The organism is Sorangium sp. So ce281 (genome assembly GCF_051527395.1).
In the GTDB taxonomy this organism is placed as follows: Bacteria; Myxococcota_A; Polyangia; order Polyangiales; family Polyangiaceae; genus Sorangium; species Sorangium cellulosum_B.
The window spans coordinates 8,541,812-8,557,301 of sequence record NZ_CP150322.1; the positions used below are offsets into that span (position 1 = coordinate 8,541,812).

Annotated in this window: 13 protein-coding genes; 9 read left to right on the top strand and 4 right to left on the bottom strand. The window is 72.5% G+C overall.

What is annotated here, in order from left to right:
• The first annotated feature begins 113 nt into the window (after positions 1–113).
• The 3 genes from WMF27_RS32520 (at position 114) to WMF27_RS32530 (ending at position 4,510) form a co-directional block, all read left to right on the top strand.
• Positions 114–2,426: an ArnT family glycosyltransferase gene (locus WMF27_RS32520; protein WP_437764980.1), complete on the top strand. Its 2,313-nt coding sequence runs from the start codon at positions 114–116 to the stop codon at positions 2,424–2,426.
• Between the two features lie 59 nt (positions 2,427–2,485).
• Complete coding sequence (locus WMF27_RS32525) at positions 2,486–3,103, top strand: TonB family protein (protein WP_437764979.1); 618 nt, start codon at positions 2,486–2,488, stop codon at positions 3,101–3,103.
• A gap of 360 nt (positions 3,104–3,463) precedes the next feature.
• A complete protein-coding gene (locus WMF27_RS32530; RefSeq protein ID WP_437764978.1) occupies positions 3,464–4,510 on the top strand; it encodes a hypothetical protein in 1,047 nt (348 codons plus the stop codon).
• Positions 4,511–4,534: 24 nt separating this feature from the next.
• On the opposite strand, the gene WMF27_RS32535 is transcribed toward WMF27_RS32530, so the two are convergent.
• Complete coding sequence (locus WMF27_RS32535) at positions 4,535–5,581, bottom strand: glycosyltransferase family 4 protein (protein ID WP_437764977.1); 1,047 nt, start codon at positions 5,579–5,581, stop codon at positions 4,535–4,537.
• Between the two features lie 397 nt (positions 5,582–5,978).
• On the opposite strand from WMF27_RS32535, the gene WMF27_RS32540 reads away from it, so the two are divergent.
• Positions 5,979–7,634, top strand: a complete 1,656-nt coding sequence (locus WMF27_RS32540; RefSeq protein WP_437764976.1) for a hypothetical protein — start codon at positions 5,979–5,981, stop codon at positions 7,632–7,634.
• 59 nt (positions 7,635–7,693) lie between these two features.
• Here the strand turns inward: WMF27_RS32540 and WMF27_RS32545 are convergent, their stop codons facing one another.
• Positions 7,694–9,502: a glycosyltransferase family 39 protein gene (locus WMF27_RS32545; protein WP_437764975.1), complete on the bottom strand. Its 1,809-nt coding sequence runs from the start codon at positions 9,500–9,502 to the stop codon at positions 7,694–7,696.
• 114 nt (positions 9,503–9,616) lie between these two features.
• On the opposite strand from WMF27_RS32545, the gene WMF27_RS32550 reads away from it, so the two are divergent.
• The 3 genes from WMF27_RS32550 to glyA are packed head-to-tail and all read left to right on the top strand — an operon-like array spanning position 9,617 to position 12,438.
• Positions 9,617–9,793, top strand: coding sequence for a hypothetical protein (locus WMF27_RS32550; protein WP_437943236.1), 177 nt, complete (start codon positions 9,617–9,619; stop codon positions 9,791–9,793).
• 42 nt (positions 9,794–9,835) lie between these two features.
• A complete protein-coding gene (locus WMF27_RS32555) occupies positions 9,836–11,170 on the top strand; it encodes a dihydrolipoamide acetyltransferase family protein (protein WP_437764973.1) in 1,335 nt (444 codons plus the stop codon).
• Positions 11,167–12,438 (top strand): serine hydroxymethyltransferase, encoded by a 1,272-nt coding sequence (gene glyA, locus WMF27_RS32560; protein WP_437764972.1) that lies wholly within the window; start codon positions 11,167–11,169, stop codon positions 12,436–12,438. The genes WMF27_RS32555 and glyA overlap by 4 nt, the downstream gene beginning before the upstream one ends.
• Positions 12,439–12,577: 139 nt before the next feature.
• On the opposite strand, the gene WMF27_RS32565 is transcribed toward glyA, so the two are convergent.
• On the bottom strand, positions 12,578–13,387 hold the full coding sequence (locus tag WMF27_RS32565; RefSeq protein ID WP_437764971.1) for a hypothetical protein: 810 nt from the start codon (positions 13,385–13,387) through the stop codon (positions 12,578–12,580).
• Between the two features lie 344 nt (positions 13,388–13,731).
• Between WMF27_RS32565 and WMF27_RS32570 the strand changes: the two genes are divergently transcribed.
• Together WMF27_RS32570 and WMF27_RS32575 are read left to right on the top strand one after the other, a co-directional pair.
• Positions 13,732–13,941, top strand: a complete 210-nt coding sequence (locus WMF27_RS32570) for a hypothetical protein (RefSeq protein WP_231864381.1) — start codon at positions 13,732–13,734, stop codon at positions 13,939–13,941.
• Between the two features lie 207 nt (positions 13,942–14,148).
• Complete coding sequence (locus WMF27_RS32575) at positions 14,149–14,763, top strand: hypothetical protein (protein WP_437943237.1); 615 nt, start codon at positions 14,149–14,151, stop codon at positions 14,761–14,763.
• Positions 14,764–14,969: 206 nt separating this feature from the next.
• Here the strand turns inward: WMF27_RS32575 and WMF27_RS32580 are convergent, their stop codons facing one another.
• Positions 14,970–15,308 (bottom strand): HU family DNA-binding protein, encoded by a 339-nt coding sequence (locus WMF27_RS32580; RefSeq protein WP_012239209.1) that lies wholly within the window; start codon positions 15,306–15,308, stop codon positions 14,970–14,972.
• Between the last annotated feature and the right edge of the window lie 182 nt (positions 15,309–15,490).

Below are 15,490 nucleotides of genomic sequence, written 5' to 3' on the forward strand. Positions count from 1 at the left end.
TCCTACCCGACCGGGGCGCGCGCATCGACCCGCGCCGCTGCGGCGCGCGGCGCCCGCTCCTCGGCGCTCCGCCTGCCCGCGCGGCGCCGCCGACGAGATAGGCTGCGCCCACGTTGCTGCCCCCGCGCCTCGCCCCCCATCCGACCGACCTGCGCGGCCTCCCCGCCGCGTCCCGCCGCGAGGCCCGCGCGGCGCTCGCCGTCACCGCGCTCGCCACGGCGTGGTTCGCGCTCGCGGCGGCGTGGGAGATGTTCGGACCCGTCCTCGCCGGACATTACGCGTCGTCGGCGAGCGTCGGGATCATCGCGGAGAACATGCTCCGCTGGAAGATCCCCGGACCCGTGTGGGAGTACACAGCGAGCCGGCCGCCGCCCGGGATGTACTACTGCCACCACCCGTGGGGGATCTTCTGGACGACGGCCGCGTTCATGAAGGTCCTCGGGCGGCACGACGTGATCTGCCGCCTGCCCGCCGTCCTCCTGAGCGCCGCGACGCCGCCCCTGCTCTACGCCCTCGGCCGGAGCGTCTACCGCCCCGCCGCAGGGGCCGCCGCGGCGGCGTCGTTCGTCGTCCTGCCGATCACGCTGTCGTTCGCGAACTTCAACGCGCTCGAGGTCCCGGTCATGGCCTGGACGCTGCTCGGGCTCTTCGGCTACGTCCGCCTGTTACAGACATCCAGGCGCCGTTACCTCGCGGTGAGCGCGCTCGGGCTCGCGCTCGGGATGCACGCCGACTGGCCCGCGTTCGTGCTCACGGGCGGGCTGCTCGCGTTCGGCGCGATCCGGGCCTACCTGCTCCCGAGGCGCGTCTTCGGCCCCCTCCCCGAGCGGCGCTACGCCGCGTGGTGGGTGCTCACCGCCTCGCTCGCCGCGCTGACGGCCGCGCTCTACCTGGCCCTCTTCCAGCATGCCGGCAAGCTCGGCGACCTGCTGGCGAGCTACGGGCTCCGCTCCTCGGGGAACGCCGAGCCGCTCGGCAAGGTGCTCGAGGGCCGGCGGTACTGGCTCGAGCTCTCGTTCACGCCGATCGCCATCGCCGCCGGAAAGCTCGCCGCGATCGTCTGCGCGGCGCGGCTCGTCCTGCTCCGGCGCGAGCACGACGCGCTGCCGCTGCTCTACCTCGCGACCGCGGCGGTGCAGTACGTCGTCTTCCGGCAAGGCGCCGACATCCACATCTTCTGGCCGCATTACTTCGCGGCTTACTTCGCCCTCGCCGCCGCCGCCCTCGTCGACACCGGCGCGGCGCTCCTGGAGCGCGCCGCCGCCGCGCGGCGAGCCGCCCGGGTCGCGACGCAGTCCGCCGGGGCGGCGCTCGACGCGCCGTCGGGCGGGCCGGCGCTCGCGGCGCTCGCGCTGTGGCTCGTGCCGCTCGCCGCCGTCCTGCGCGACGGGCTCCCGGCGCTGCGTTATGCGCGCGAGACAGGCGGGCGCTTCAATGAGCGGGGGCACCTCATCGACTCCGACGGGGAGAAGACGGCGTTCCTGCGATGGCTCGCGCCGAGGCTGCCGGGGACGCCGACCGACGCGCCCGTCGCGATGCACGACAGCATGAAGGCCACCTGGGCGCAGGTCTGGGCGCTCGGCGGGCGCGTCGTGACGCCCAGCCGACCCCCGCCGAAGGAAGCGCCGCCGCGCGGCGCCTACCTCGTGGACACGCGGTTCATGCTGGACCGGGATCAGGCGAGCCTCGCGCAGCGCTTCGACGTGACGGCGGTGGGCCCGTTCTGGGTGCTCGGCGCGGGCGCCGGGGCGCGCACGCTCTCGGCAAGCGGCGCGAGCGGCATCGAGGCGTTCTCGTTCCGCGAGCGAGAGCCGGGGCTCCTCGCCTGGTACCTCGTCTCGGGCACCGAGCCCGAGCGCGAGATCGTGCCGGATCCGTTCCTCACGTGGGAGCTCCGCGTGCACTTCGGACAGCCGGCGGAGCCGCCGGCCGCGCCGCCGGAGACGCTGGAGCAGAAGCGGATCGCGCACAACATGGCGCTGGCCGCCGGCGACGGCGCGCGCGCGGCGGCGCTCTTCGCGGAGATCCGCGCCGCGCTCGCGCCGATCGGGGCGCGGTTCGACGACGGCACGGAGCTGCTCGGGACGACGTTCCACGAGGGCGCCCGCTCGCTCCTCACGATCTTCGTGCGCGCAGGGGGCCCGGCGGCGAGCGACGTGGTGCTCGCGGTGCGCTCCCGGGTCGTCGAGCGCGCCCCGCTGTCCACGACGATGGCGGACCCGGTCGTCCGCGAGGTCGGACCGCCGACGGCGATCTCGCCGCAGCGCTGGAGGACGGGCTTCCTCTATGCCGATCCGGTGCCGATCCGGAAGCGGCCAGGGACGGAGGTGTTCTGGGCGTCCATGACGGCGCGCGAGCGCGGCCGAGCGCCGAAGCTCGTGGATCGCGGCGGCGCGTCGGAGGTCGAGGTCCTGCGGCTGCGCTGAGCGAGCGCGCGCCGCTATCCCCGTGGACACGGCCCCGCGTTCGGGTTTTACCTTCGGGCATGAGCTCTCGCCGAACAGGGGTGGTTCTGATCCTCGCGCTCGCGCTCGCGGCGGGCTGCGGCGCCCCGCCGCCAGCCGCCCAGTCGCCGGCGCAGCCCGCGTCGGAGGGGCCAACCGGCTCGGCGTCCCCGGAACCGACGACCTCGACGACCTCGGCCCCCCCGGAGCCAAAGCCCGCGGCGCCCCCGCCGGACGCGCAGGTCCCCGCGGCGGCGACGCCGGTCGAGGCGCCCCCGCCGCGGCCGGCCGCCTCGAGGCCGGACGGCAACGTGAGGCCCGGCGCGGCCACCGCGACCGGCACGCTGGGAGGAAACATCTCCGAATCGCAGGTCCGCGACGTCGTGGAGAAGCACGGCGAGCTGTTCGACGAGTGCTACAAGATCGGCGTCAAGAGCTCGCCGAAGTTCACGGGGAAGGTGACCGTCAAGGCGACGATCGGTCCGACCGGCAGGGTGAACAGGGCCGACGTGGTGAGGTCGACGGCGAAGAATCAGCAGGTCGATCGCTGCGTGGCCGATGCCTTCGAGAAGATGCAGTTCCCCTCGCCGCAAGGCGGGGTGACGACCGTCATCACCTTTCCCATCGAGTTCAGCGGCGTCGAGCTCGTGCAACCCTGAGGGGAGCCCTGGCCGCGCGAGGCCAGGTCCTTCCTGGTCGGGCGTGAGGTCCCGCCGAGCTCCCGGCCCCCTGGGAGGGGGCCCACCGGAGACGCGCGACCATGAATGAACTTGGGCGACGAGGTCCTGGGCGCGAGCTCTCTCGAAGACCGCGTCGGGCTTGAAATTTACAATGCCTCACGGTGCGACGTCACACCACGAGGCCATGGCACCCACGGTCGACCCCGATGTTCGTCACGCGAACCGCTATTTCGCGTTGCGCAAAGCCCCGCCCGGAAGACACCATGCAGCTTCGCTCGAATGCTTTCGGCGGCTCGCCAGGGTTCGCCGCCATCGACGCCTAACTTCGTGGAGAGAGCCATGAACTCGAGATCTCGCCTGTCGTCCTTCGGTCGGGTCCCTGCCGGACATCTGCTGCGGGTCGCGTGCATCGCTGCGGCGCTGCAAGCGGCCGCGTGCTCCAGCAATGACAGTGCCAGCAGCACCGGGGACAGCGGCGGCAGGACGGGGAGCGCGGGCAGCGTGGGCAGCGCGGGCAGCGCGGGCAGCGGCGGAGACGACCTCGGGGGCGTGGCCTCGAGCAGCGGCGGAGACGACTTCGGCAGCCTGGCCACGGGCGCCGGCAGCGGCAACAGCAGCTCGGGGAGCGGCACGCCCAGCAACGAGGACACCTGCGATGGCCTGGACAACGACGGCAACGGCATCGTCGACGACGTCGACGTCGCCGGCGACGGCGTCTGCGACTGCCTCCGCATCGCCACGCTGGGCAAGCCGGGCCGGTGGGGCGACGGCGACGTCTTCGAGTCCTGGTTGAACGAGCGCAGCATCAACGGCGCCTTCGGCCTGAACGACGCCGAGCTCACCGCGGAGGAGCTCGCGAAGCACCAGGTCATCGTCATCCAGGACGTGAGCGACATCGGGCGCACGTACTCGGACGCCGAGGTCGAGGCGCTCCGCGACTGGATCTCGAAGGGCGGCGGCCTCATGACGTTGATCGGGTACGGCCAGACCCGGGAGCGCGAGAACGTCAACACGCTGCTCGCTCCGCTCGGCGTCGGCTACGACGCAGCGCAGATCCTCCCGAGGCGAGGCGGCGCCACGGTCCCCATCACGGAGTGGAGCGGAGGGCATCCGGTGCTCGACGGGATCGAGGCTGTCGGCGTGGACACCGGCTACCCGGTGGTCGGCGAGGGCACCACGCTGGCGACCGGCGACGGCAACGACGTGCTGAAGGCGCTGGAGGTAGGCGATGGCCGGGTCCTGGTCTGGGGCGACGAGTGGATCACCTACAACACCGAGTGGGTCGATCATCCCGAGTATCAGGTCGAGCGCTTCTGGCTGAACGCCATCAAATGGATGACGCCGGCCAACGAGTGCCAGGTGGCCATCCCACCCCAGGTCAACTGAGCCCCTCGACCTCCCGCGCAGCGATCACGCCGCCCGGGAGCCCTCGGCGCGCCGCGGGCCGGTCACGGTCCGGTAGAGCTCCTCGTATTTGCCCACCATCACGGCGCTGCTGAAGCGCTCGCGCGCGCGGCGCGCGCAGGCGGCGCGATCGAAGCGGGCCAGGCCCGCCGCGAGCGCGGCGAGGCGCGACAGGTCGCCCGGCGGCGCCAGGTAGCCGGTGACGCCCTCGTCGACGATCTCGGGGAAGGAGCCGCGGCGAAAGCCGAGCACCGGGGTGCCGCAGAGCATGGCCTCGATGGCGATCAGCCCGAACGGCTCCTCCCACTGGAGCGGGCAGAGGACGGCGCGGGCCCCGCGCAGGAGCGCGACCTTGCGGTCGTGGCCCATCTCCCCGAGGTCCGATATCCCGCGCTCCCGGAGGCGCGGGGCGACCTCCTGGAGATAATAGATCCGGTCCTTGGGGTGCGCGCGGCCCGCGAGCTTGATCGGCAGGCCCGCGGCCCTCGCGATGTCGAGCGCCAGGTGGGTCCCCTTCTCCTCGGCGTAACGGCCCAGGTGCGCGAGGTAGCCCTCGTCGCTCAGGCTCGGCGGATAACGCGCCGGCGTGACGCCGTGATGGATGACGCACGAGCGCGGGAGCGGGATCTCCAGGGCGCGCTGCCGCGCGCTGATCGCCACGTACGCGATCTCCGGGTGGCGCGCGTAGATGCGCGAGCTCTCGCCGCAGGGCGCGTGGTGCAGGGTGTGCACCGCCGGGACGTGGACGAAGCGGGTGAACGGGACGGCGATCGGGCTGTTCACGTGGATCACGTCGAACCCGTCCTCGCGCGCGATCTCCGAGAAGACCCAGGCGACGTGGTTGACCTCGTCTTCCGGCGCCGGAGGCCAGCTCGGGCTCCCGTAAAGGGACCGGCGGCGGCAGCTGACCACCGAATCCCCCGTCGCGAACAGCGTGACCTCGTGTCCACGCGCCGACAGCCCCTCGGCCAGCTCGTGACAGAAGAGCTCGGTCCCGCCGTACCCGGAGGGAGGCACCCGGATGAACGGGGTGGAAACGATCGCGATCCGCATGCTCTTTGCTCCTCGGTCGCCGCGCCGCGACCGGGGCGCCATGCTCGCCCCCGCTCGCAGCGGAGCGCAACCCCGCGCTCGAGACCCATCAACGAGCATGCCAGCGGGCTGCTCCCCACCTGCCCGGCCGAGGGAGCGCGCGAGGACAGCTGCTGCGCAGCAGGCGCAGCGCGGCGCCCGCCAGGCCAGCGCGATCCGGGCCGGCGCGCGGCGGCGCGGCGCTTTCTTCAGGCGTGCCGTGCGTCTAGGATGCGCCTTCCCGCTCGCTCCCGCTCGCTCCCGCGCGCGGGGCAGCGCGGGGCAGCGCCGGAAGCGTCGAGCGCCCGAGCGCCCCTGCCAATCTGCACACAGGTGGTCAATGACTTCGAGATCGAATCGTTACGCTTCCGCGCTCGCGTTGAGCCTTTCGCTGGTGGCCACCGCGGGCTGCCAGATGGTCACGATGCCCGATCGCAGCCTCATCAATGAGGACACGGGAGGGAGCGGCGGACAGGGAGGAACGGGCGGAGGGGGCGGCGGCGGTGGCTCCGGCGGCAATGACGGCGGCGGCGGGAGCAGCGACGGCGGCGGCGGGAGCAGCGACGGCGGCGGCGGGAGCAGCGACGGCGGCGGTGGCTCCGGCGGTGGCGATGGTGGCTCCGGCGGTGGCGATGGTGGCTCCGGCGGTGGCAACGGCGGGAGCGATGGTGGCGCCGGCGGAGTCGATGGCAACGGCGGCAACGGAGGCGATGCTGGAGCCGGCGGGGGCGGCGGAGCGGGCGGTATCGACGGCTCCGGCGGCGGCGGCGTCGTCTCGTGCACCGGCGACACCGACTGCCCAACGCCTGACAGCGAGTGCGCGGTCGCGAGGTGCGTCGACGGTGGATGCGCGACCGAGCCCGTGGCCTCGGGGACGCCCGTGAAGGAGCAGATCGCCGGCGACTGTCGCGAGCGCGTCTGTGACGGTGACGGCGCGGTCACGGAGGTCGACGACGACGACGATCTGCGCGACGACCACAGCCAGTGCACGGTCGACTCCTGCCGCGATGGCTCGCCGATCAACGACCCGGTCGAGGCCGGCACCTGGTGCTCCCTGGCCGACGGCGGGCTGTGCAACCCCGCCGGGGTCTGCGTGCAGTGCCTCGTCGACTCGGACTGCCCGACCGGGGTCTGCATCGACTACGTCTGCCAGGCCGCCACGTGCGAGGACGGGCTGCACAACGGCGACGAGGGCGGCATCGACTGCGGCGGCAGGTCCTGCCCTGCATGCGAAGCGCCGGCCAGCGTGACCTCCGTCGATTATCCGATCATCGCCGTCGGCGGCGCGCTCGTGCTCACCGGCTCCGGCTTCACCGGGGCGACGGGGGTGACCGTGGGCTTCGCGCCGCAGCCCTTCACGATCGACTCCGACACGCAGATCACGATCCCCGCGCTCTCGGACGCGACGCCGATCGGCCCGGGAGACATCGTCGTGAACCGGCCGGGGGCGCGGTGGACGTCGTTCCCGGTGACGGTGATCCAGCTCCAGATCAACGAGGTCGACGCCGACACGGCGGACAGCGACGACCTGCTCGAGTTCATCGAGATCAGCACGGGCTGGCGGTACGTGAGCCTCGCCGGTTACACGCTCGTGCTCTACAACGGGGACACCGACGGCTCCTACCTCGCGATCGCGCTCGACGGCACGACGGACGGGGGCGGGCTCCTGCTCGTCGGCACCAGCGGCGTCGAACCGACGCCCACCCTCGTCTTCCCGGCCAACGCCCTGCGGAACGGCCCGGACGCGGTCGCCTTGTACCAGGGGCTGCCCGCGGCGTTCCCCACGTCCACGCCGGCCACGGCGGCGCGCCTCATCGACGCGCTGGTCTACGGACCGGCGGCCGAGCCGGACGCGCAGCTCTTGAACGCCCTGATCGCCGGCGCTCCGGGGCGCGTCCAGGTCAGCGAGGGCGCGACCTCCGCGCTGTCTCAGACGCAGTCGATCCAGCGCTGCGCCGACGGCCTCCGCGACGGCCGCCGCTTCGGGGCGGCGGCGCCCACCCCTCGCAGGCCCAACACCCTGCCCTGCCCCTGAAGGCGCGGCGCAGCTGGCAGCGCGCCGCGCCGCCGCCGCCCGGGGCTGGGCTCCGGAGCTCAGCGCTCGAGGTGGATCTCGAAATCCTCGATGCTCACGGCGAGCTCGTAGCGCTCCTCGATGAGCCCCGCGAGCTCAGGGAACCCGTTCAGCGTGTCGCGCGAGTCGATCACGTCGCCGGTCACCGAGGGGAAGACGTCGTGGCGCTCGACCACGATCGCGGCCGGCGGGCTCGCGGCGAGGTCGCGCATCAGCGCGTCGCGCGCCTCCTGCCGGGCCCACGCCGCGCGCTGCGGGACGTTGTAGAGGTAGCGCGTCGCCGGCGGTCGATCGGCGAGGTCGTAGATCACCGGCTCGAAGCCCCACACGAACACGGGGCGCCCCGGCGCGACGCGCTCGCGCAGCCACGCGGCGACCTCCCGGTTCGCCGCGGCGTTGACGTCGGCGACCGACGCGAGGCGGTCGAGGCGCGCCTGGTCCCTCGCGCCCGTGGCGAGCACCGCGATCCGCTTGGCGCAGCGCTCGATGTAGTCGTCGGCCACGTCCTTGGTCGCGGAGCGGGCGAAGGCGGTCGCGAGGAGCGCCGCGAGGAGCGCCGCCGCGGCCGCCTTCGCGCCGGAGCGGGTGCACCGCTGCCACGCCTTCCAGAGGCCGAGCGCGGCGAGCATCGCGGTGAGCGGCCACGTCGCGCCGTAATGGTAGGGGAAGAACTTCGCCTGCATCACGACGCCGACGAGGTGCATGGCGATCACGCCCGAGAGCAGCGCCACGCCCGCCCGCTCGTGGCGCTCGGGGTGGAGCGCGACCAGGCAAGCGAGGCCGAGCGCGAGCGGGCCGGAGTAGTGGACGAGCCACTCGCAGGCGCCGTACCACGCCATGCCGAGCACGCTCGCGCCGCGCCACCCGAGCGCGGTGTAGTGCGGCGTGAAGACGAAGAGGACCTCCCACAGATCACCGAGCGCGCCCCTCAGGGCGAACCAGGCGGCGCAGGCGAGCACGGGGAGCACGCCGCCCAGCGCGATGAGCAAGGCGGGCCGGAGCGCCGCCCAGAGGAGCGCGGCCGCCGTCGATCGGAGCGGCCCGGACGCAGGCGGCGCAGAGCGCGCCGGCTCGCCCTGGAGCGCGCTCGGACCGGCGTCGCTCCAGCGCTGGACGGCGGCCCGCGCCGCGCCCCGCCGCGCGAGCTCGGCGAGGGCGGGCGCGGCCAGCGCGACGGCGAGCACGACGCCGCCTCCGGCGAGGGGCGGCTTGAGGAGGCCGGCGGCGCCGAAGAGCGCGCCCGACACGACCAGCGCGGCGCCGCGCGGCGCCGGGCGGGGCGCGCCGTCGCGGCCGCGCGGCGTGGCCACGAGCAGCGCGGCGATGGTGAGCATGCCGCCGAACGACTCGGGCTGCGCCGTGTGCCAGAAATCGAGCTGGGCGTGCACCAGCACGGCGAGCGCCGCGGCGACGACCCCGATCCGCCGGTCGCCGAAGAGGCGGGCGGCGAGCGACGCCATCGCGAGGCACATGCCGGCGAGGCCGAGGACCTCGATGACGCGGATGCCCCACTGCGCGGGGCCGAAGAGGGCGCGGGCGAGCGCGTAGATGAGGAAGATGCCGGGCGGCTTGAAGTCGAACGCGTCGCGGTAAGGCATGCCGCCGTCGAGCACCGCGCGCGCGACCATGGCGTAGATGCCCTGATCGCGGCCGTAGCCGTAGGTCAGCACCTGCAGCAGCAGGAACGCGATGACGCCGAGCGAGGCCGCCCGGATCGCCCGCGCCCCCACGACGCGCGGCGGCCCGGCGGCGAGGCGCTCGCGCGCGCTCTCGCTCGAGGGGGCCAGGGGGACGGGGGCTGCGGTCGCATCCGGCGCGGCGTCACGCACGGGGCCCTTGTACCGGCTGGGGCCCGCCAGCGTCTACGTGCGTCGACATTCGATCCCAGCCGCTCTGCGCCGGGGCGCCCAGGTGGAGGCGTGCCTCGGTGGAGGCGGCTCGCCGTGGTCGAGACCGACGCGACCGACGCAACCGACGCAACCGACGCAACCGACGCAACCGACGCAACCGACGCGACCGACGCGACCCACAAAAAAGGATGCACACCGGACGAACACTGTGTCGTTGCTCTCGAAGGGCGGGCGGCGTATACGACCGTGCCGCCTTGCTCGGAGAGGTGAAACGGGCGCTCACGGCGGCGCGCGTTGGAGGCGCGAGAAGCGATGGTCGAAGTTCGCATGCCACAGCTCGGCGAGAGCGTGGTCGAGGGAACCGTCTCGAGGTGGCTCGTGCGCGAGGGCGACTTCGTCAAGCGCGAGCAGCCGCTGCTCGAGGTTGCGACCGACAAGGCAGACACGGAGATCCCGGCGCCCGTCGCGGGTCGTGTCTCGCGGATCGCGGTGGCCGAGGGCACCGTCGTCGCCAAGGAAGGTCTGCTCTGTCAGATCGACGAGACGGCGCAGGGCGAGGCCCAGGCGACGGCCCAGCGCGCGAGCGCGCCGCCGGCGCCGGTGCACCTCCCGCTGAACGCGGCCGCCGCGCCGGCGCCCGGCAGCAACGGGCACGACGAGGGCGCCCGCCCCCTGACGAGCCCGTCGACGAAGAAGCTCGCGCGCGAGTCGGGCGTCGACCTGCGCGACGTGCACGGGACAGGCGATCACGGCCGGATCACCCGCGACGACGTGATGCGCGCGGCGCACGGCGCGCCGGCCGAGCCGGCGCCTCAGCCGAGCGCGGCGGCCCAGCCGGCGAGCGCGGCCGCGGAGCTCTCGCAGCTCATCCAGGCGAGCGGCGGGTTCGTGCCGCCGGTGCCCGGCGTCGGGTACGGCGCGTACAAGGTGCCGCCCTACTCCCCGAAGCCCGGCGACAAGGTGGTGCCCTTCAGCCGGCGCCGCCGCATCACCGCCGACCACATGGTCTATTCCAAGGTGACGTCGCCGCACGTGGTGACGGTCGCCGAGGTCGACCTGCACGAGACGTCGAAGCTGCGCGACCTCCACAAGGACGAGTTCAAGAAGGCGGGCGTGTCGCTGACGTTCCTGTCCTTCATCTGCGCCGCGGCCGTCCGCGCGCTGCGCGAGCACCCGGAGTTCAACGCTCGAGTGCTCGAGAACTCGTACGTGGTGCTGCGCGACGTCAACCTCGGCGTGGCGGTGGACACGCCCGGCGGCCTCATCGTCCCGAGCATCAAGCACGCGGACGAGCTGTCGCTGCGGGGCATCGCGAGGAGCATCGACGAGCTGGCCGGGCGCGCGAAGTCCGGCAAGATCACGGCCGACGATCTCGCGAACACGACCTTCACGGTCTCGAACCCCGGGCTCAAGGGGAACCTCTTCGGCGGCGCGATCATCTCGCAGCCGAACGTGGGCATCCTCCGGATGGGGGAGATCAAGAAGCGCGTCGTGGTGGTCACGAAGGACAAGGAGGACTCGATCGCGATCCATCCGGTCATGTTCCTCGCGCTCTCGTACGACCACCGCATCATCGACGGGGTGCTGGCGAACTCGTTCCTCTGGCGCGTCACCGACATCCTCACACGCGGGGAGTTCGAGGTATGAGCGCGACAAGCGAAGTGAAGGGCCTGCGGGCACTCAACGAGGTCGATCCGGAGATCGCCGAGCTGATCCGCCTGGAAGAGCGGCGGGAAGCGGACACGCTCCGGCTCATCGCGAGCGAGAACTACGTGTCTCGGGCGGTGCTCGAGGCGACGGGCTCGGTGCTGACGAACAAGTACTCCGAGGGGTACCCGCACAAGCGGTATTACGAGGGTCAGCAGCAGGTCGACGTGGTCGAGGAGCTCGCGCGGACGCGGGTGGCCAAGCTGTTCGGGGCCGACCACGTGAACGTGCAGCCCTACTCCGGGAGCCCGGCCAACCTGGCCGTCTACCTCGCGTTCGCGCAGGCGAACGACACGATCATGGGCCTCGGCCTGCCCGCGGGCGGGCACCTGACCCACGGCTGGTCGGTGAGCATCACCGGGAAGTACTTCAAGAGCGTGCCGTACGGGGTTCGCGAGAGCGATCACCGCATCGACCTGGATCAGGTCCGCGACCTGGCGCGCGCCCACCGGCCGAAGCTCATCTGGTGCGGGACGACGGCGTACCCGCGCACGCTCGACTTCGCCGCGTTCCGGGCGATCGCCGACGAGGTGGGGGCGATCCTCGCGGCGGACATCGCGCACATCGCGGGGCTCGTGGCCGCGGGGGTGCACCCGTCGCCGGTGGGCATCGCCGACGTGGTGACGTCGACGACGCACAAGACCTTCCGGGGCCCGCGCGGCGCGATGATCCTCTGCAAGAAGGAGCACGCGGGCGCGATCGACAAGGCGGTGTTCCCCGGCCTCCAGGGCGGTCCGCACAACCACACGACCGCGGCCATCGCGGTCGCGGCGAAGGAGGCCTCGGAGGAAGGGTTCCGGGCCTACGCGAAGCAGATCGTGGTGAACGCGCAGGCGCTCGGGCGCGCGCTGGAGTCGCGCGGCTTCCGGCTCATCACCGGCGGGACCGACAACCACCTCTTGCTGATCGACATGACGCCGAAGGGGATCGCGGGCAAGCCGTACGCGCAGGCGCTCGATCGCGCGGGCATCGTGGCGAACTACAACTCGATCCCGTTCGATCCGCGCAAGCCGTTCGACCCGTCGGGGCTCCGCATCGGCACGCCGGCGGTGACGTCGCGCGGGATGGGCGTCGCCGAGATGGAGCGCCTCGCGGCGTGGATGGATGAGGTGGCGCAGAACGTGAACGACGAGGCGCGCATCGCGCGCATCGCCGCCGAGGTCGCGGAGCTCTGCCGCGGCTTCCCGGCGCCCGGCATCCGGCTCTAGCCAGCGCTGCCGCGAGCCACGGCGCTGCGACCGAGGACGCCACGGAGAGCGATCTCCTGGCGTCCTCGGCGCTTTTGTGGCCGATACCCGAGGACGCCGGGGAGAGCGATCTCCTGGCGTCCTCGGCGTCCTGGCGGCGTCACTTCACGTAAAGCTGCGCGGCGGCGACGCCCGAGCCGGAGGTGGCCTTCACGATGTACTTGGCGTTGATGCCGACGGGGAGCGACCAGCGATAGCAGTTGCCCCGACCGCCGAGCGCGGCGTTCGCGCCGCTCGAGTTGTCCTGCGCCAGCACCGACGAGCCCATCGGGATCGGGGTCAGCGCGACGAGGCTGATGTCGAGCTCGGTGATGCCCGCGCCGACGCCGACGATCGTGTAGCACTTGCCGGGCATCAGCTGGATCGGCTGCTCGAGGGTCTGTCCGGCGCTGAACTGCCCCGCGATCGGCCCTCCCTCCTTCGTCATGCCGGGCGCCTCGGTCGCAGCGAGGTTGTTCAGCGGGATCGTCGCGGCGGAGGCGAGGTTCGGATCGATCGCCGACGCGCTGCCGGAGCTGCTCCCGCCGCTCGGGGCCGGCTGCTGCCCGCCGGTCTGCTGGCCCGGGAGCGGGAACGGCCAGGGAAAGCCGCCAGGCTGCGCCGTCGGGGCAGGCTGCGTCGTCGTCGGGGCAGGCTGCGTGGGGGCGGGCTGCGTCGGGGCAGGCTGCGTCGGGGCAGGCTGGTACCCCGGCTGCTGGTACCCCGGCTGCTGGTAGCCGGGCTGCTGATACCCAGGCTGCTGATACCCGGGCTGCTGGTAGCCGGGCTGCTGATACCCGGGCTGCTGGTAGTAGCCGGGCGGGGGCTGGTTCGCGTAGCTCGGCGGCGTGGACGCCTCCCGCTGTTGACAACCAGCAGCGAGGGCGGCGGTGAGGACCAGGGCGGACAGGACGCCAATCGTACGGAGCAAAAGAACCTCCTCGAATTTCCGGCAGAACGCCGCGTTCAATCTCACTGACGGGCTCGCGACGCAACGGGTCGCTCGCAGGGAGCTCCCCGGCGCGCCCCCCGAAGCCCGCTCAACCGAGCTCCAGGTCCGTCCGCCGGATGTCGACTTGGACGTGGCACGCCCTCGCTTTCATCGCGCCCATCCGACGGATTGATGCTGTTTCTGCCATGATTTCCCGGGTTATTGCGGCCAGGCGCGCCTGGCCCGGGTCAAAAAGTGAGGTAGCCTACGGCATGACCGACCACGGCTCCCGAGCGAAGCTCGATCGTCCCGGAGAGTTTGCTAGGTGGTTCCTGGAACGAGAAATGCTGGCGAGCGCTGGCATGGGGCTCGCGGCCGACAGGGCGCGGCTGCACCTCGGACGCGCGGTCACGTTCCTGGAGCAGGGGATGCTGCGCGAGTCGCTGGTGGAGGCGAACTCCGCCGCGTACCTCGATCAGGCGATCCGACCCGAGGCGCTGCTCATTGCGCGCATGTGCATCCTGCGCGAGTTCGTGGGCGAGTCCGGCGGCTGAGCGGCGCGACGGCGCGAGAGGTCGAACGCCCGCGCCGGCTTGCCTGCGGGCTTGCGCCGGCGGCGCAGCGGCGCAAGACGCTCGCGCATAGCCCCCGCCCCCTGGCGGGTGTATGAGCGCCGCGAGCACAGCTATCCCAACGAGGGGCCGCGGCGTGCGGCAGGGCTGTGCGCGAGGAGGCCGCAGATGACGGTGACGGGTAGGTCGTTGGGTTCAGCAGTGCTCCTGGCGCTGTCGGTGGCAGCGCTGGGCTGCGGCGGCAGCAGCAAGGATCCGGAGTTCGCGGACGACGCCCCGGACGCGGGGACGACGCCGCCCCCGCAGCCGACAGCGTCCGTGCCGCCCCCGGACGCCGGCTTGCCCCCGGTCGCGGTGCCCACGGCGGCACCCTGCGATGGAGTCCAGTCGCTCGCGATGACCACCATGTTCCAGGGCCGCGCCGCCGGGGAGGCGCCGAAGATGCAGCCGGAAGGGGCGCCCGTCTGCAGCGTGGTGCCCGAGGGACAGACGGCCTCTGGGCAGACCTTCATGCTCCAGCCGGGCAATTGCTACACGTTCCTGGCGCAGGCGCTCCCCACCGTCACCGAGGTGGACATCCAGCTGGAGCTCGACCTGAACGCCGGAGGACAGCCAGGGCTCGCAGCGTTCAACCTGAAACCGGTGCTCGCTGTCGACTCGGACACCGGCCCGACTGCCGCCATCGGAGCCAAGCAGAGCTGCTACCAATGGCCATTCCCCATCGCGGCGACGGCCAAGCTGGTAGTCAAGGCGCGCACCGGCTCGGGACCGGTGGCGGCGCAGGCCTACAGCCGCAAGAAGTGAGCTGACCTCGCGGCGGGGGCGGCGGCATCGAGCCGCCCGGCCCCCGGCGGCGGCACGTCGCCGGCGCGCCGCGCGGGCCGCCCTGCCCCGCGCCGCCGCGTGCTGGGCGCCCTTCCGCCGCCCCGGCGATGGCGCGCCGAGGCCATGGAGCAAGAACGGCCACGTCGCCGTGGCCGCCCTGCGCTCCGCTGGGAGATCCCGTAAGCCTACAGGAGCGCGTCCTTGATGGCCTTGATCGGCCGAGCGCGGACCGACTTGCTCGCCGGCTTCGCGGCGAAGGTCATCGGCTGCTTGGTAAACGGGTTGATCCCCTGGCGCGCCTTCGTCGCAGGGCGCTTGACCACCCGGAACTTCGCGAAGCCGGGCAGCGTGAACACGCCCGACTTCTTCAGCTCGCGATGACCGATCGTGATGAGGGACTCGAGAACGTTCTTGACCTGCTTGCGGCTCAGCTCATCACCGGCAGCTTCGGTGATGGCCTGGATCAGGCCGCTCTTGCTCAACGTCTTCTTCGCGCCGCCCCCGGCCGTCTTCTTACTTGCCATGGCACTCTCCTCGGACATGAGCTCGCGCGCGACACCTCGTCGCGCACAGCCTCAGTGAACCTTACACACGACACAGGACAAAAAAAGACAAAAATGCGGGGAGAAATAGCGATTTCTGAGACGGGGCATCGCGCGGACCCCTGAAAGACCGCGCCGGAGCGGCGCGCCAGAGGGGCAACCAG

Coding starts and splice junctions, on each gene's coding strand:
- WMF27_RS32525 (WP_437764979.1), top strand. CDS start 2,486: ATGAGCTCTCGCCGAACAGGGGTGGTTCTGATCCTCGCGCTCGCGCTC.
- WMF27_RS32530 (WP_437764978.1), top strand. CDS start 3,464: ATGAACTCGAGATCTCGCCTGTCGTCCTTCGGTCGGGTCCCTGCCGGA.
- WMF27_RS32535 (WP_437764977.1), bottom strand. CDS start 5,581: ATGCGGATCGCGATCGTTTCCACCCCGTTCATCCGGGTGCCTCCCTCC.
- WMF27_RS32555 (WP_437764973.1), top strand. CDS start 9,836: ATGGTCGAAGTTCGCATGCCACAGCTCGGCGAGAGCGTGGTCGAGGGA.
- glyA (WP_437764972.1), top strand. CDS start 11,167: ATGAGCGCGACAAGCGAAGTGAAGGGCCTGCGGGCACTCAACGAGGTC.
- WMF27_RS32570 (WP_231864381.1), top strand. CDS start 13,732: ATGCTGGCGAGCGCTGGCATGGGGCTCGCGGCCGACAGGGCGCGGCTG.
- WMF27_RS32580 (WP_012239209.1), bottom strand. CDS start 15,308: ATGGCAAGTAAGAAGACGGCCGGGGGCGGCGCGAAGAAGACGTTGAGC.